Raw genomic sequence first — 16,041 nt, 5'->3', positions numbered from 1 at the left:
CGGGCCTGCCATCGATGAGCGCACCGGACCGTCCGCAGGCCGACCGGGGCTCGCTCATGCCTCGACGCGGGCCACCAACACACAGGCATCGTCGAGCCGTTCGGCAGATCCGAGCTCCTCGACCACGGCCCGTACGCAGTCCTGCGCCGTGCGGGCCTGCGCGAACCGAGGCGCCAGCCCCAGAAGCATGTCCGGGCCGACGCTCCGGTCCGTCAGTCCGCCGGTGTGCAATACGAGCACATCGCCCGGAAGCAGGTCCACCTCGTCCTGCTCGTAGGTGACTCCGGAGGCCGCCCCGAGCAGCACTCCGTCAGGTGCCGGCAGCGGTCGCCCCACTCCGTCGCGGAACAGCAGCGGCGCGGGGTGCCCTGCCTGTGCCCAGACGAGTGTGCCGGTCGCCGGGTCGAAGCGGCAGCACACGGCGCTGCCCAGGGCGGGCTGTGCCGAGCACTCGATCAGCTGGTTCAGGTGGCCCATGACCGGCCCGGGGCCCACGCCCGCCACGGCCATGCCGCGCAGCGCGCCGAGCAGCATCGCCATGGCCGAGGTGGCCGGGATCCCGTGCCCGGTGAGGTCGCCGACGGTGAGCAGGGTCCTGCCGTCCGGGAGCGGAAGCGCGTCGTACCAGTCGCCACCGATGAGGTCACTCGACCCCGAGGGCAGGTAATGCGCGGCGATGTCCAGGCCGTTCGCGCCCTGACCGGGTATCGGCAGCGAGCCGCGCCACGGCGGAAGCACAGCCTCCTGGAGTTCCACCGCCATGCGGTGCTCGGCTTGGGCCAGCTGTTCCTGCCGCCGCAAGGTGTCCTGTGTCCTGCCCACGATGTGCTGGCTGCGCCGCAACCTGCTGACATCGCGCAGGACCGCCCACATGGAGGCAGTGCAGCCGTCCGCGTCGAGAACGGGTTCGCCCATCATGTGCAGCGTGCGCATTCCGCCGTCGGGCCGCAGAATCCTGAATTCGCCGTCTATCGGCCGCCCGTCCACCAGGCAGTCGGTCACCATCGACATCAGGAGAGGCTGGTCCTCCGTGAGGAGCACGGACGGCAGCTCGTCCAGGGACAGCCCTCCTGCCCCCGGGTCCCTGCCGAAGATCTGGTACAGCTCCTCGGACCAGCTGACCTCGTCCGTGAGCAGGTTCCACTCGGCGCTGCCCACTCTGCTGAGAAGGGAACCGGTCGGCTCGGCCGGCGCAGGGGGGTTCTCTCCCGCGGGCTCCGCGGCCGTGACACGGGGGATGCCGTCCCTCAGCTGTCCCAGATGCTCGCCGAGGTCGTCGAGCTGGTGGACGGCCAGGTCGCAGAGCGCCCGCTGCCAGCGCTGCTGGGGATCGTCGTCGTCGATCACGGAGGTGTCGCGCCGGACCGCGTCCATGTCGCCGCGCAGTATCCGGGTCCGGTTGATCAGGGCGTCGACGGCGTCCCGCTCGGGCGGCTGTGGGGCGGGGCGGTCCGCAAACAGATGGGACGGCATCTGGTACTCCGATACAGGCGGAACGGCCGGTTCGTGGGGGTGGACCGAACACGACTGTTGCACAGGCCGTGGGGCCCCGTAAGGGGTTTGGCAACACTCGATGCGTTCTTGCTTCCGGCATATGCCATCGGCTGGGTGGAGCGAGGGTCCGCCGAACACCCTTGCCCCTGGCGGGGAGTTGACGCAAGTAGCCAGGCGTGAGTCGCTCGGCGTACGCCCGCGCGTGCGACCCCGCACGCTCGCACCGGCCGGGATCTGGGCCTATGCGGAGTCGTGGGAGCCGTGGATCAACGCCTAGTGCTGCCGGTGCTGTCGCGAGGTCGATGAAACGTTCGACATCGCGGCCGGATGTGCTTCGGTCGCCCGTTCGAGATCCAGTTGCAGGGGGCTCGGCGGCCCGCTGCTCAGTGTCTCCGGCCGAGGGAATGGTGGCGCACGTGTTCGTGTTGTGTGACCAGAAACGAAAACGACACTCATTCCCGCCCTGGGGAGTGAGGTCGAAATCCCTGTCTGGAGGCCCCCATGGCGCGCAGTGAGACCAGGCCCGTCGTCCTGCTCCGGTCCACGGCCGGAACCGGCCACACCTATGTGACGCGGAAGAGCAGGCGCAACGACCCCGACCGGCTGGAACTGCGGAAGTTCGACCCGGCTGCCGGGCGTCATGTCACGTTCCGTGAGGCCCGCTGACGATCGGTTGCGGCATCTTCCGTCGGTCGTGGGGCGCCGGCCTGCGGGGTCGTGGTGTGGATCACACGGCGGGGGGTGGATTCACGGGAACGCCGAGTGGTGGTTTATCGTTCATCTATGCGTCGGGGTGAGCGGCCGAAAGCCGCCGGGCGGCAGTCCGCCCTCACCTCCGCACACAGGCCGCCCCGGCTGGATTCCCCCGATCCGGCCGGGGCTTCTCCTTGGGGCGCCTCTTCTGCGTGCCGTGCGATCGCAGCCGGCCGGGGCACACAGGTCCCCCTCGAAGGCCCCACCCGCACGGGCCCGTGCTCACATGGTCTGCGTGAGATCCGCCGCGTAGTGCTCGATGGCAGGCCGGTACCGCTGCACGTCCGGGCTGTCACTCGTCGATGCCAGCAGCCGCAGCAGGAGCTGCATGGCCTCGTGGTGCTCGCCGGTGTTGAACAGGGCCATGGACAGAAAGGTCCTCAGCGCCCCGTCGTCCGGGAATTCCGAGACACCGCGCCGGAGCGTCTCGACGGCTTGACCGAATCTGCCCAGGACGCGATAGGTGCTGCCGAGACCCAGCAGCGCGCCCCGGCGTTCCTCATCGGTGAGGCCGTCGCCCTGCAGACTCCGCTCGTAGTACGGGACGGCCTCGGCCTCCAGGCCGAGCACATCGTGGACCCAGGCGGTCTGATAGGCGACATCCGTCGCGTCGGGGAACAAGGCCGTGAGGGAGAGGAGGCGTTCCCTGGCCTGTTCGGGGTGGCCTTCTTCCCGCAGCCGAACGGCTTCCCCCAGAAGTTCGTCCTTCTTCTGTGCGCTCATGCGCACATGGTCGCACCCATGGGTGTGCCCGACGGGGTTGGGGGCATCCGTTCCGCCATGACAGCAGAGGCGGATCGTAGTGCACGACGCAGAGGCGTGGGGAAACTACTGCTGCGCGCGGCGGTGTTGGCGGCGGCGTTCGTGGCCCTTGTCGCGTTCTCCGTGGTCCTGGCGAAGGTGACCCTCACACCGTCACCCGCCTCGGAGGGCATCGTGACGTCCAATCTGAAGCCGGGTCGGTCCCTGCGGCAGTACGCGGAGGACTACACGTTTCTCGCAGCATGCAAACAGGCGGGCGGAAACCTGCTGCTGGGCGCCCCGTTCGGCGTACTGCTGCCGATTCTGGTGCCGCGTCGACTCCGGATGATCCGGATGACCGTGCTCACCGTGCTGGTCATGGCGGTCGTCGAGCTCGCACAGGGCGCGCTCGTGGCGGGACGGGCCTTCGACATCGACGACGTGATCCTCAATACGACCGGCGCACTGCTGGGGTACGCGCTCGTGGGGCGGCGCATCAGCCACCGCTACCACGCGCTCTCGGACGAGCCGGCCTTGGTGGACGAGGCGAAGCCCGGACCGCGGACGCCGGCCGGCACGGAGCCGGCCTCCAAGAGCAGGGCGAAGCCTGGCGCCGCCAGGAGCGGGAGCAGGACGAAGCCCGGTGCCAAGGCCAAGCCCGGCGCCGCGTCGAAGTCCGGGACCAAGGCGAAGGCCGCAGGCAGGCCCGCGTCCGGTTCCGCCGCACGGCGGAGCGCGTCCGCGCCTGTGGCTCGCGGACGCGCTCTGCTCGACAGGTGGCGCAGCCGGCGGGAGGGCCCGGGCGGGGGAGCACCCGGAGCCCGCCGGCGCGGAGCCTAGAGCGCCGGGTAGGCGTTCTTCATGAGCTCCTGGAACTGGGCGGAGAACCACTTGCCGGAGACCGGTGCGTCGGGCAGCGCCCCGGACGGGTTGTTGCCGTTGCGGACGTTACCGGTGTAGGTCGGGTCGCACATCCGGTCGAAGCCCTTGCCCTCGTCGTTCGGGATCTCCTTGCTGGAGCCGTCCGACTCCCCCGGGGGCTTCATCCAGACGTACGCGTCGATGCCCGCGGCGGGCGCTGCCTGCGGCCGTTCGCCGAGACCTGCTCCGGACTGGTTGCACCAGTTCCCGAGGTGGAGGCGACGGTCGTACCGGCCGCCGTCCACATAGGTGTCGACACTGGTGCTCGCGCCCGGCCCGGTCGGCCGGTCCGCGCCGCCCCAGCCGTTGCGGGAGGTGTCGATCAGCATGCCGATGCCGGAGTTGAAGCCGACCGAGACCAGCTCGTTGCGGAAGGCCTGGGCGAAGGACTGCTCGTCCGTGTAGCGGTTCCAGTCGACCCACTTCGACTGACGGACGGACGTCCCGTTGACGGAGTCGTCGATGGAGAAGTTGTCCTCCGTCGTCGCACCGTAGTTGGCCGTGTTGGTGATGAAGCCGTGCACGTCGTTGACGGTCGCGCCCTCGGTCGTCGCCGCCACCTTGAAGAGGTCGGCCGACGGGCCGAAGTTGTCGTCCCAGCCGATCCAGCCGTGGTGCCCCGCGTCGATGTAGTTGTAGACGTTCGGCGCGTCACCGAGCTTGTTGAGCGCGTAGCCGACGCCCTTCTGGTAGTTGCCGTTCGCCTTCATCACGTCGCAGTTCGGGGTGGCGGTGGGCCGGCTGCCGGTGTTCGTGACAAGGTTCGGCAGCGAGTCGATCTCGACGGTGGTGACGATGCGCAGACCCGCGTACTTCGCGTCAGCGAGGATGGCCGCGATCGGGTCGATGTACTCGGTCTTGTAGCGGTCGATCTCGGTGGGGCCGAGCTCACCGTTGGAGGCGAGAGCCGCGCAGTCACGCCCGGGCAGGTTGTAGATGACGAGCTGGACGACGAGTTCGCCGGAGCCCTTCTGGGTGAGAGCCTCGTCCAGGTGGTCACGCAGGCCCATTCCGCCGTTGGCGCCCTCGATGGCGGCGATGCGGTCGAGCCAGACACCGGTCGGCTGGTCGGAGATCCGGCTTCCGCCCGGCTCGGCGGCAGCCTTGGCCGACCACTCCGGGTTGACGTAGACCTTGGAGCCCTCGTACGGGTTGTTCACCCGGTCGGTGGGATCGGTGGGCGGGTCGGTCGGGTCCGGCGGGTCGGTCGGTCCGGTGGTGCCTCCGTCACAGGTGACGCCGTTCAGCTTGAACGTCGCGGGCACGGCGCTGTTGCCGCTCCCGGTCGCGTTGAAGCCGAAGGTGGCGGAGGACCCGGTGGCCAGTGCGGCGTTGTAGCCGGCGTCCTTCGCGGTGACGGCGCTGCCGCTCTGCGAGACGGTGGCGTTCCAGCCCTGGCTGACCTTCTCACCACCGGCGAACGACCACTGCAGCTGCCAGCCGGATACGGCGTCGCCCAGGTTCTTGACGGTCACCGAGGCAGTGAGACCGCCGTTCCACTGATTCTGGATCTTGTAATCGACGGAGCAGCCTGCCGCCGCTGCGGCGGAGGTGCCGAAGGGTGCCACCGCGGCGGCGGATCCTGCGGCTGCGGCGACGAGTGCTCCCGCGGCTATGAGCGCCGTTCGGGATCGGCGCAGGGTGGTGCGGCTCGTGCGGCTCATACGAATTCCGTTTCCTCAGCTGTCGAGGGCGCGCAGGTGATCACGCAGCCCGATTCCGTACGGGGTGGGGGTACCGTCGTAGTCGCTGATCAAGGACGGGCCCTGGAGCGGTGCCAGGTGTCCCAGGTCCGTCCGGAGGAGAGTTCCTGGTCGACGAACCCTGCGCGACCCGGCCGGACAAGCCGGTGGGGGCAGTGTTCTGGCCGATCTCGCCTGCGGCGAGGGGGAGTTCGGCCCGACGCGTGAGAGTGGGGAGTCGGAGCGGTCCTCGTTCACACAGAGGTGTTCGGGTTCAGGCCAAGCCGGTACTCCTGGTCGGGGCACCGTTCGCGTGAGTCCCGTTCAGAGCCGTTGCCGGCCGCGAGGCCCGATTTCCGGAAACCGCCGGCCCGATGCTGCGCGGTGCTGTTCTCCACCGTGCGTACGAGGGCGGATCCGGAAGCCGTGACCGTAGCCGGGAGAGCGCGTTCGGTCACGCCGAGCACTGCTCCGGGGAGCAGCCTGAACAGGTGCGACACGTGCGGGGGGTGAAGCACGAGCGACTCCTTGCAGATCGGGCGTGCCCCCTACGGCACGTCGACTGGTGGAACCGCTCCCACTGGTGTGGCTTGACGTTAGAGCGTCAAGTGGTGTCGGTCAACACACCAGTTCTGATCTCTTGGTATCGAAATAATTCGACTCTTCAAGTCTCTTGACTCTCTTTTTCCTCGTCCCCATGCTGGGAGCGCTCCCACTGGTTCAAGGCTTGTGCTCAGCCCCGCACACCCCCCATGTCGCCGAGCCGCGAGGAGGTACTGCGCATGCCATCGGGACGCGCACGAAGAACCTGGTTACCCGGAAGACCACGCAGAACCGGAGCCGGAAACCGACGGTTGTGGACAGCATTGGTGGCCGCGCTGGCCCTCCCCCTGGGGATGACAGCCGCAGCCGGTACGCCGGCCCAGGCCGCCGCCGTCCAATGCAGCGTCGACTACAGGACCAATGACTGGGGTTCGGGCTTCAGCGCCGAGCTCACCGTCACCAACAGGAGCTCCACCGCGATCGACGGCTGGACCCTGAGCTACGACTACGCCGGCAGCCAGAAGCTCACCAACGGCTGGAACGGGGCCTGGTCCCAGTCCGGCAAAACGGTCACCGTCAAGAACGCGAGCTGGAACGGCACCATCGCCGCCGGGGGAGCCGCCACGACCGGCGCGCAGTTCAGCTACAGCGGTACCAACACGGCGCCGTCCACCTTCGCCGTCAACGGCACGGCATGCGTCGGCGCCCATCAGCCGCCGATCGCCGTCCTCACCAGTCCGGCGGCGGGCGCCGTCTTCTCCGCCGGAGACACTGTTCCTCTGGCCGCGACGGCCGCGGCCGCCGACGGCGCGGGAATCAGCAAGGTCGAGTTCTACGACAACACGACGCTGCTCGGCACGGACACGACGTCCCCCTACACGTACAACGCCCAAGGGCTCTCCGCCGGCGGCCACTCCGTGTACGCCAGGGCGTACGACAGCCTCGGCGCCTCCGCGGAATCGACCCCGGCCGGCATCACCGTCGCAGCGGGCCCGGCCGTCGTCGCCACCCCCGCCCAACTGGGCGTGCAGCAGGGAAAGTCGGCGACCTTCGAGGTCTCGCTGTCCACCGCCCCCGCCTCGTCCGTCACCGCCACCGTGGCGCGGAGCGCCGGCAACACCGGTCTGAGTGTCACCGGTGGCGCGAGCCTCACCTTCACCCCGTCGAACTGGTCCACGCCTCAGAAGGTGACCGTCTCGGCCGACGGATCCGGCACGGGAGCCGCGACCTTCACCGTGACGGCCCCCGGCCACACCAAGTCAGAGGTCACTGTCACCCAGCTTGCGGAGGCGAAGGAGTACGACGCCCGCTTCCTCGACCTGTACGGGAAGATCACAGACCCGGCGAACGGCTACTTCTCCTCGGAGGGCATCCCCTACCACTCCGTCGAGACGCTGATCGTGGAGGCTCCCGACCACGGACACGAGACGACGTCGGAGGCGTACAGCTATCTGATCTGGCTCCAGGCGATGTACGGGAAGCTCACCGGGGACTGGACGAAGTTCAACGGTGCGTGGGACACCATGGAGAAGTACATGATCCCCACGCACGCCGACCAGCCCACGAACTCCTTCTACAACGCGTCGAAGCCCGCCACCTACGCGCCCGAGCACGACACTCCGAACGAGTACCCGGCCGTCCTCGACGGATCGGCGACCTCCGGCTCGGACCCGATCGCGGCCGAGCTGAAGAGCGCGTACGGCACCGACGACATCTACGGCATGCACTGGATCCAGGACGTCGACAACGTCTACGGCTACGGCAACACGCCGGGCAAGTGCTCGGCCGGCCCCACCGAGACCGGGCCCTCGTACATCAACACCTTCCAGCGGGGACCGCAGGAGTCGGTCTGGGAGACCGTCACCCACCCGACCTGCGACAACTTCACCTACGGCGGGGACAACGGCTACCTGGACCTGTTCACCGGGGACGCCTCCTACGCCAAGCAGTGGAAGTTCACCAACGCTCCGGACGCGGACGCCCGCGCCGTACAGGCCGCCTACTGGGCGGACACCTGGGCGACGGAGCAGGGCAAGTCGGGTGAGGTCTCCGCGACCGTCGCCAAGGCGGCGAAGATGGGCGACTACCTCCGCTACTCCATGTTCGACAAGTATTTCAAGAAGGTCGGCAACTGCGTCGGCCCGACCACCTGCCCCGCCGGCAGCGGCAAGGACAGCGCGCACTACCTGATGTCCTGGTACTACGCCTGGGGCGGTGCCACCGACACCTCGGCGGGCTGGTCCTGGCGGATCGGATCCAGTCACGCACACGGCGGCTACCAGAACCCGATGGCGGCCTACGCGCTGAGCTCCGTCGCCGACCTCAAGCCCAAGTCGGCAACGGGCCAGCAGGACTGGGCCAAGAGCCTGGACCGGCAGATGGACTTCTACCAGTGGCTCCAGTCCGACGAGGGAGCCATAGCGGGCGGCGCGACCAACAGCTGGAAGGGCAGTTACGCCCAGCCGCCGGCCGGGACGCCGACCTTCTACGGCATGTTCTACGACGAGAAGCCCGTCTACCACGACCCGCCGTCCAACCAGTGGTTCGGATTCCAGGCATGGTCGATGGAGCGCGTCGCCGAGTACTACCACGAGTCGGGTGACGCACAGGCCAAGGCCGTACTCGACAAGTGGGTCGACTGGGCCCTGTCCGAGACGACCATCAACCCGGACGGCACCTACCTCATGCCCTCCACCCTCAAGTGGTCGGGCGCGCCCGACACCTGGAACGCGTCGAGCCCCGGCGCGAACTCCGGGCTCCACGTCACGGTCGCCGACTACACCAACGACGTCGGGGTGGCCGGTGCCTATGCCAGGACACTGACCTACTACGCCGCCAAGTCCGGTGACGCCGAGGCGAAAGCCACGGCCGAAGGACTGCTCGACGGCATGTGGAGCCATTACCAGGACGACGCCGGGGTCGCGGTTCCCGAGACCCGGGCCGACTACAACCGGTTCGACGATCCGGTCCACGTCCCGAACGGCTGGACGGGCGCGATGCCCAACGGGGACACCGTCGACAACGACTCGACGTTCCTCTCCATCCGGTCGTTCTACAAGGACGACCCGAACTGGCCGAAGGTGCAGGCCTATCTGGACGGCGGGACCGCCCCGGTCTTCACCTACCACCGGTTCTGGGCACAGACCGACGTCGCACTGGCTCTGGGGGCGTACGCAGACCTCCTGGAGTGAGTGACCGCAGTACCCGGGTGTCCCGGCCGCAGTCGGCGGCCGGGACACCATCAGTGCTCAGGCGCCCCTGTCGCTCTCAGCCGTGGCCGTCGAGAACGTGACGTTCACGGTTCGAGAGCACGCCCGCCCACCTCTGCAGGACGGGCAGGCCGACGAGCGCCATGAGCGGGACGGTCCAGCCCTGCGTCGCGGTGTGGAGTGCACCGAGGCCGACAGGCCGAGGCCGGCCACGAGGTAGCCGAATCCTTGGGCCGTCATCGAGACGTGGCCCGTGTGCCTGGCATCGGGCGAGCGCCAGACGATGTAGGTGAGGGACAGGCTGAGTGAAGCCTCACGACGGCCGACTCCGCGCCGTGGTCGCTCTTGTGGAGGAGAGGATGGCAGAACCTCTCTCGCTTGGCCGGCTCGGCCATGAAGTCGGCGCCAGCGAACGTACGCTCAGCAGGCTCTTCCAGCAGGAAACCGGAATGAGCTTCCCCCAATGGCGCACCCAGCTCCGCGTTCACCACCCTTGTCGGACAGCCCCCCGGCCAGTACCAGCGCTCGCTCCGGGAAGACGCCAGGACGGCCCCGAGTCGACTCTCCGGATGAGGTGAATCCGCCGGTGAATTGCCGGCCCACGCCCTGGACTCGCGTGCCGCCCGGTCCCGCGCATGCCTCGCGCGAACCTGTCCGTGCGAGGCATGATCATGCGATGACATGGACAGCTCCCGAAGCCACCCGCACCATCGGACCGCTCACCGGCGGTGAGCGCGAGACACTGACCGCCTTCCTCGCGTTCTACCGCAGCACACTGCTGCAGAAATGCTCCGGCCTGACGGGCCGGCAGCTCGCCGAGCAGACCGTCGAGCCGTCCAACCTCACCCTGCTCGGCCTCGTCCGGCACATGGCGAAGGTGGAACGCATATGGTTCCGCGAGGGCCTCGCCGGGCTGGCTCTTCCCTCGATGTACGACACGGAGATGGGCAAGGACGCCGACTTCGAGGACCTCTCACCGGACCGCGCCCCCGACGACTACGGCCGTCTCGTCGAGGAGATGCGCCTCGCGGACGAGGCCGCGGCGGACGCGTCGCTCGACACCACCTTCACCCGGCGCGACTCGGTCTACTCGCTGCGCACGGTGTACGTCCACATGATCGCCGAGTACGCGCGCCACATCGGCCACGCCGACCTGCTGAGGGAGCGGCTGGACGGCAGCACGGGGGCCTGAGGCCGCCCGAGGCCCCGCCGCCCGTACAGGATCTGGCGTAATCGGCAGCCCCGGCGGACTGAAACCCCCGGACGGGGTCACACGGAAGGTATGACGTCCACTGACGTAAGGACAGACAGCGCCGGGGACCCGTCCCACGGCGGCACGCCGCGCCGCCGCGCCCGCACGCGAGGATGCCTGCCGTTCGCGGGTGTGTGCGCCGTGGCGCTGGTCCTGCTGCTCCTGGGTTCCCGGCTCAGCCTGCTGCCGGGGTTCGGCAGCCTGTTCGGCGAGGAGACCACCGACCGCTCCGGCCCTGCGGTGCTCAAGTCCATCCAGGACATGAGCGCGTACGAGGCGGCGTCGGGCAACTTCCAGGTCGTCGTCGACCTGGAGAAGGACGCGAAGTTCCTGCCTGACGCCGTCCGGGGCACCCGGACGCTGTACGTCGGCGCGGGCACCGTCGGAGCCTCCGTGGACCTCGGCAAGGTCGGGGCCGACGGGGTGACCGTCAACGAGGACCGCACGACGGCCGAACTCGTCCTGCCCCACGCGGTGCTGGGCAAGCCCGCCCTGGACCCGGACCGCTCCTACGCCGTGTCCAAGCAGCGCGGCCTCCTGGACCGGCTCGGCGACCTCTTCTCCGACAACCCCGGCAGCGAGCAGGCGGTCAACAAGCTGGCCGCGCGGCACATCGGGGAGGCGGCCGAGGAGAGCGGCCTCACGAAGCGGGCCGAGAAGAACACCACCTCGATGCTCCAGGGACTGCTCGGTTCACTCGGATTCGAGAAGGTCACCGTCCGCTTCACCGATCCGCGCGGCTGACCTCCTCACGCTCCGCCCCGCCCCGCCCGCACCGGCCCCGAGGCCCTGCGCCACACTCGCCTGAACGAACGGTCGCCTCATCGACCGTCAGGAGCCGGGGAGTGATGACCATGACCGCCGAAACCACGGAACGCTTCAGGGCAGCTGTCGAGAAGGGGGACCACGCGGCACTCGAGGAGCTGTTCACCGAGGACGTACGCCTCTTCAGCCCGGTGAAATTCACGCCCTTCGAGGGCAGGCCGATGGTGCTCGGTCTCTTCGGCGTGCTCCTTCGCACCTTCGAGGACTTCCGCTACGTGGGGCACTTCGAGGGCGAAGCCTCCACCAGCGCGGAGGGCGACCAGCAGCCCTCCGAGATCCTGCTGTTCAGGGCGACGGTGGACGGCAAGGACATCCACGGGATCGACCTTCTCCAGTTCGGTGGGGACGGCCGGATCAATGAGTTCACCGTGATGGTCCGCCCGATGTCCGCGGTCAAGGCGCTGGGCGAGGCCGTCCTGCAGGGGCTCGCCGCCGACGGTCTCGTACCGGACGGGACGGCCCGCTGAGGGGGCGGTGCCCGGCCGGATTCCCCCGGCCGGGCACCGAACAGCATGGCGTAACGTCGGTACGGAGTCCTTCGGTTACGCTACGTGAGCGCGACGAGCGCTCATTGTCATCCGAGGGGACCCCCGAATGAACCGTATCCGTACCGCACTTGCCGCAGTCGGCATCGCCGCCGGCCTGGTGGCCGCTCCCGCTGCCAACGCCGCACCGCACGAGAACCGCGCGGCGGCAGTCGTCCACGATCCCTGCACCGGCGAGTTCCTCGGGGACGCGCGACTGGGCCCCCAGTGGCTCCCCTCCACGAAGCAGGCACCCGTCGGCCCGCTGCTCAAGGGGTACAAGCGCACGGGCGGCCTGTCTCCCTCCGCCTTCCTGAACAAGTACTGGGAGGGGCCGGCGGACACGGGCGGCTGGAAGTATCCGCCCAACGACGGCTTCGCCGAAGTCAACGGTGAGGTGGACAAGGAGCCCGCCAAGCTGCGCACCGGTCAGCGCCTGGACCGCTTCGGATCGGAGTACGGCGCCTACCTCGCACCGGCCGGTGACGCCTACAAGGAGCGTGCCCTGCCTCCGCAGAACCTCAACACCCGTGATGCCGCCGTCCCTTGTGACTACCGCGTCTACAAGGTGGCCAAGCCGTTCTGGGTCTGGCAGGGCGGCATCGCACCGTGGTTCGAGCAGCCCGGCGGGGGCCAGCAGATCAAGCTCGACGCCGTCTTCCTCGACCCGGGCGCGGGCCAGCGCCTCAACGTGAAGTGGCTGCTGGACCACGCCTACCTCACCCCCGCGGGGGCGTAGTACCCGCCATGGAACGCCAGGAACTGCGTGCCGCCCTTCACGCGGCGGGCGTGGACGACGGCTACTACCGGATCGAGGGCGTTCACGAACCGGCCCCCACACCCACTGACTTCCTCTTCCTGAGGAAGGCGCCCGACGGGGTGTGGGAGACCGGCGCGTACGAGCGCGGCAGCTACGAGGTGATCGCCCGGCACCCGGACGAGGCGGCCGCATGCGCGCACCTCCTGCGTCTGCTCGTCTGACGGGGGGCGGCGGAACGCCTGCGCGCTCGAGCGTGACGGCCGCGTGTCGAAGTCGGGGCCCCGTCCGCGGAGCGGCCATGGTGGTCGTATGAACAGTGCAGGCATTCTCGCCGATGCGTTCGAACGCATCCATGAAGCGGTGCACGCCGCAGTCGAGGGTCTCCCGCCCGAGGACCTCAACGCCAGGCTCGACGACGACGCGAACTCCATCGCCTGGCTCGTGTGGCACCTCACCCGCGTCCAGGACGACCACGTCGCCGACGCGGCGGGCACCGAGCAGGTCTGGTTCGCGAAGGACTGGGCGTCCCGCTTCGAACTGCCCCTCGAGAAGGGCTCGACCGGCTACGGCCACAGCAGCGCGCAGGTGGGCTCTGTGACCGTGGCGTCGGACGATCTCCTCCTCGGCTACTTCGACGCCGTGCACGAGCAGACCCTCGGCTTCGTCCGGGGACTCGACGGCCGGGCCCTGGACCGCGTCGTGGACGACGCCTGGTCGCCGCCGGTGACCCTCGGGGTGCGGCTGATCAGCGTCATCGCCGACGATTTGCAGCACGCCGGGCAGGCGGCGTTCGTCCGTGGCGCGCTGGAACGCCGTCAGTAGGACGCGGAACCGGTGCGCGCGTAGTGCCCCGGACTCGTGCCGACCACCCGCTTGAAGTGCCGGGAGAAGTGGGCCTGGTCGTAGAACCCGACCGTGGCCGCGACCTCCGGTCCGCGCATCCCACCGAGCAGCAGGCGGCGGGCCAGATCGACACGACGCCCCGTCAGATACTGGTGCGGAGCCATGCCGAACTCCCTGCTGAAGGCACGTACCAGGTGCGTGTGATGGGCGTGGAGACGCTCCGCGGCCTCTCGGAGCGTCAGCCCTTCCACGAAGTGCTGGTCGAGCAGATCCCGGAGGGCGTACGCGATGCGGCTGTCGGGCACCTGTGGGGCGACGGGCTCGTCGCCCCACAGGTGCCCCGCGAGACGTTCGGAGACGAGGGCGAGACGGCTCTGGGCCTCCAGCTCGTCGCCGGGGCGCTCGAGCGTCCGGTGCAACTGGTCGACACGGAGGCGCAGCCGCGGATCCCGCAGCACGGGCCGGTCGACCGCGCGCCCCACGAGATCCGCGTCGATCTGTGCGGTGTTCAGATACAGGACACGCTTGCGGAACCCTCCAGGGGTCGCCGCGTCGCCGTTGTGCGGCACGTGCGGAGGCAGCAGCGTCACCACCGAACTGGGCGCTCCGTGCTCATGGCGGTCCAGGTCGTAGCGGACCATTCCCTCGTCGACGATGAGCAGCGTCCACGCGTCGTGCGTGTGCATGGGATAGGCGTGGTCGGCGAAGTGCGCGTGGAAGACCTCGTCGATCCCCTCGACGCGCGGACGCCACGCGGTGATGTCCGGACGTGCACCCATGTGCGAAGCGTACAAGAGCGTGCCGGAACCCCGACGACGTGCAAACTTCGTACAAGACGGCCGCCTGCCGGGCTCGGCAGACTCCTGGCATGACCGACGACAACGCCCCCGTACGCTTCGACACCAAGATCGCGGTGCTGCTCCGCGACGACCTCGAGACCTGGCAGCGCCTCAACGTCACCGCCTTCCTGGTGAGCGGCCTCGGCACACAGGTCCCCGAGGTGATCGGTGAACCGTACGCCGACGCCGACGACACCTCCTACCTGCCCATGTTCCGGCAGCCCGTTCTCGTGTTCGCCGGGTCCAAGGAGCTCCTGACGACCGCGCACACCAAGGCGGTCAGCAGAGGCGTGACCCTTGCCGTGTTCACTTCCGACCTCTTCGCGACCGGCCATGACGAGGCCAACAGGGCGGCCGTCCGGGCGGTGCGCAGGGACGGGATGGATCTGGTGGGCCTGGCCGTGTACGGCCCGCGCAACGCCGTCGACAAGATCCTCAAGGGTGCCTCCATGCACCCCTGACCGGCGCCCGGGCGTCACCGGTCGGATACTCACGGACACACCCGTGCGGGTGAGGGTTCCTGGTGCCATACTCGAGACAGTCCGCTTGACAGGCTTGTCATTGTCCCGAAAGGCGACGCGTCATGAACTGGGCATCGTGGACCACCCTCGGTGTCTTCGCGGGAACCGGCGGAGTGCGCACCGAAGAGGTTGGTGTCGTGAGCGGTGATCTGACCGTACACACGACGTGGACCGAGAAGCAGGCCGAGGTCGCTGTCCAGTACAGCGGGGCCTCGGACTGGTTCACACTGGCCGGCAGTCCGGTGCCCTGCCCGTCCGAGGAGGCGAGCAGGGCCCTCCACCAAAGCGTCGTCGAGGCGGTACGCGCCGGCGGCGGAGCCACGGTTCCGGCTCCGCACACGGTGTAGTGACACGCACCGTCGGCGTGGCAGGTGATCAGTCTCCCGCGAAGCGCACCACATACCGCCGCTGCCAAGGCGTCTCCACAGCCTTGGGGTGATAGTTCCGGCGGACGAAAGCGACGGCTTCCTCCGCCGGGACCCCGTCCAGTACGGCCAGGCAGGCCAGAGCCGTACCGGTTCGTCCGCGGCCGCCCGCGCAGGCGACCTCCACCCGCTCACCCGGCGCTCTGTTCCACGCCTCCTTCAGCACGGTGCGCGCCGCGCTCCTGTCGGAGGGCAGGCGGAAGTCGGGCCAGCGCAGCCACCGCGACTCCCAGGCCACCGGGGGCGGAGGACCCCCCAGCAGATGGACGGCGAAGGTCGGCTCCGGTCCCGTGGGGAGCGGACGTCTCAGACCGCGGCCACGGACCAGCCGGCCCGAGGGCAGGCGCAACACGCCCTCAGCGGCCGGGTTCCAGGTCTCCGTCATGCTCAGTCCTTGCTGTCGAGGTCCTTGCTGTCGAGGTCCCGGGACAGCAGGCTAGCCAGCTCCTCGACCGCGTCCTGCGCGCTTTCGCCCACGGCTGACAGTACGAGCGCATCGCCGTGCTGAGCGGCCAGGGCGAGCACCGAGAGCATGCTCCGGGCGTCGACCGGGGCGCTGCCCTCGCGTGCGACGGTCACGGGGACCGGCTGCCGCATCGCCGCCTGGACGAAGAGCGAGGCGGGGCGGGCGTGCAGGCCGCTGCGGGATCCGACGGATACGGTGCGCTGGTACACGGTTTCACTCCAGGGTCGAAGAGGGTGTTCGGGG

18 protein-coding genes are annotated in these 16,041 nt (G+C 69.1%); 12 read left to right on the top strand and 6 right to left on the bottom strand.

The window, feature by feature from the left end; genetic code table 11:
- Nucleotides 1-54: 54 nt before the first annotated feature.
- Nucleotides 55-1,473: a PP2C family protein-serine/threonine phosphatase gene (locus ACIQM3_RS08110; protein WP_401620461.1), complete on the bottom strand. Its 1,419-nt coding sequence runs from the start codon at nt 1,471-1,473 to the stop codon at nt 55-57.
- A gap of 522 nt (nt 1,474-1,995) precedes the next feature.
- On the opposite strand from ACIQM3_RS08110, the gene rpmG reads away from it, so the two are divergent.
- A complete protein-coding gene (rpmG, locus tag ACIQM3_RS08105) occupies nt 1,996-2,160 on the top strand; it encodes a 50S ribosomal protein L33 (RefSeq protein WP_401620458.1) in 165 nt (54 codons plus the stop codon).
- Between the two features lie 309 nt (nt 2,161-2,469).
- On the opposite strand, the gene ACIQM3_RS08100 is transcribed toward rpmG, so the two are convergent.
- Nucleotides 2,470-2,970, bottom strand: coding sequence for a tetratricopeptide repeat protein (locus tag ACIQM3_RS08100; RefSeq protein WP_401620455.1), 501 nt, complete (start codon nt 2,968-2,970; stop codon nt 2,470-2,472).
- A 57-nt stretch (nt 2,971-3,027) separates the two neighbouring features.
- On the opposite strand from ACIQM3_RS08100, the gene ACIQM3_RS08095 reads away from it, so the two are divergent.
- Nucleotides 3,028-3,828 carry a VanZ family protein gene (locus ACIQM3_RS08095; RefSeq protein WP_401622347.1) on the top strand — a complete coding sequence of 267 codons (801 nt, stop codon included), beginning with the start codon at nt 3,028-3,030 and terminating at the stop codon, nt 3,826-3,828.
- On the opposite strand, the gene ACIQM3_RS08090 is transcribed toward ACIQM3_RS08095, so the two are convergent.
- On the bottom strand, nt 3,825-5,573 hold the full coding sequence (locus ACIQM3_RS08090; RefSeq protein WP_401620452.1) for a glycoside hydrolase family 6 protein: 1,749 nt from the start codon (nt 5,571-5,573) through the stop codon (nt 3,825-3,827). The two genes, ACIQM3_RS08095 and ACIQM3_RS08090, sit on opposite strands and share 4 nt — an antisense overlap.
- A gap of 914 nt (nt 5,574-6,487) precedes the next feature.
- Between ACIQM3_RS08090 and ACIQM3_RS08085 the strand changes: the two genes are divergently transcribed.
- The 8 genes from ACIQM3_RS08085 (at nt 6,488) to ACIQM3_RS08050 (ending at nt 13,526) form a co-directional block, all read left to right on the top strand.
- Nucleotides 6,488-9,325 carry a glycoside hydrolase family 48 protein gene (locus ACIQM3_RS08085; RefSeq protein WP_401620449.1) on the top strand — a complete coding sequence of 946 codons (2,838 nt, stop codon included), beginning with the start codon at nt 6,488-6,490 and terminating at the stop codon, nt 9,323-9,325.
- Between the two features lie 377 nt (nt 9,326-9,702).
- Nucleotides 9,703-9,921, top strand: a complete 219-nt coding sequence (locus ACIQM3_RS08080; protein WP_401622344.1) for a helix-turn-helix domain-containing protein — start codon at nt 9,703-9,705, stop codon at nt 9,919-9,921.
- A gap of 98 nt (nt 9,922-10,019) precedes the next feature.
- Nucleotides 10,020-10,535, top strand: a complete 516-nt coding sequence (locus tag ACIQM3_RS08075; RefSeq protein WP_401620446.1) for a DinB family protein — start codon at nt 10,020-10,022, stop codon at nt 10,533-10,535.
- A 90-nt stretch (nt 10,536-10,625) separates the two neighbouring features.
- Entirely contained in the window at nt 10,626-11,339 is a 714-nt protein-coding gene (locus tag ACIQM3_RS08070) for a DUF4230 domain-containing protein (RefSeq protein ID WP_401620443.1), read from the top strand.
- 110 nt (nt 11,340-11,449) lie between these two features.
- The gene (locus ACIQM3_RS08065; RefSeq protein ID WP_401620440.1) at nt 11,450-11,887 is read left to right on the top strand and encodes a nuclear transport factor 2 family protein; all 438 of its coding nucleotides are present in this window, start codon (nt 11,450-11,452) and stop codon (nt 11,885-11,887) included.
- Between the two features lie 127 nt (nt 11,888-12,014).
- Nucleotides 12,015-12,683, top strand: coding sequence for a TNT domain-containing protein (locus ACIQM3_RS08060; RefSeq protein ID WP_401620437.1), 669 nt, complete (start codon nt 12,015-12,017; stop codon nt 12,681-12,683).
- Between the two features lie 8 nt (nt 12,684-12,691).
- A complete protein-coding gene (locus ACIQM3_RS08055) occupies nt 12,692-12,925 on the top strand; it encodes a hypothetical protein (protein WP_401620435.1) in 234 nt (77 codons plus the stop codon).
- Nucleotides 12,926-13,013: 88 nt separating this feature from the next.
- The gene (locus ACIQM3_RS08050; protein WP_401620432.1) at nt 13,014-13,526 is read left to right on the top strand and encodes a DUF664 domain-containing protein; all 513 of its coding nucleotides are present in this window, start codon (nt 13,014-13,016) and stop codon (nt 13,524-13,526) included.
- Here ACIQM3_RS08050 and ACIQM3_RS08045 read toward each other — a convergent pair.
- On the bottom strand, nt 13,520-14,326 hold the full coding sequence (locus ACIQM3_RS08045) for an AraC family transcriptional regulator (RefSeq protein WP_401620429.1): 807 nt from the start codon (nt 14,324-14,326) through the stop codon (nt 13,520-13,522). The genes ACIQM3_RS08050 and ACIQM3_RS08045 overlap by 7 nt on opposite strands.
- A gap of 89 nt (nt 14,327-14,415) precedes the next feature.
- Between ACIQM3_RS08045 and ACIQM3_RS08040 the strand changes: the two genes are divergently transcribed.
- Together ACIQM3_RS08040 and ACIQM3_RS08035 are read left to right on the top strand one after the other, a co-directional pair.
- Entirely contained in the window at nt 14,416-14,847 is a 432-nt protein-coding gene (locus tag ACIQM3_RS08040; RefSeq protein WP_401620426.1) for a DUF2000 family protein, read from the top strand.
- A 122-nt stretch (nt 14,848-14,969) separates the two neighbouring features.
- Nucleotides 14,970-15,254, top strand: coding sequence for a hypothetical protein (locus ACIQM3_RS08035; protein ID WP_104791202.1), 285 nt, complete (start codon nt 14,970-14,972; stop codon nt 15,252-15,254).
- A gap of 28 nt (nt 15,255-15,282) precedes the next feature.
- Here ACIQM3_RS08035 and ACIQM3_RS08030 read toward each other — a convergent pair whose 3' ends face one another.
- Both ACIQM3_RS08030 and ACIQM3_RS08025 read right to left on the bottom strand, forming a co-directional pair.
- Nucleotides 15,283-15,717 (bottom strand): protein-tyrosine phosphatase family protein, encoded by a 435-nt coding sequence (locus ACIQM3_RS08030; protein WP_401620423.1) that lies wholly within the window; start codon nt 15,715-15,717, stop codon nt 15,283-15,285.
- Nucleotides 15,718-15,719: 2 nt separating this feature from the next.
- Nucleotides 15,720-16,007 (bottom strand): HPr family phosphocarrier protein, encoded by a 288-nt coding sequence (locus ACIQM3_RS08025; protein WP_401620421.1) that lies wholly within the window; start codon nt 16,005-16,007, stop codon nt 15,720-15,722.
- Nucleotides 16,008-16,041 lie beyond the last annotated feature (34 nt).

Source organism: Streptomyces sp. NPDC091271, from assembly GCF_044757505.1.
Lineage (GTDB): Bacteria > Actinomycetota > Actinomycetes > Streptomycetales > Streptomycetaceae > Streptomyces.
This window is presented reverse-complemented; position numbering and strand designations above follow the sequence as displayed.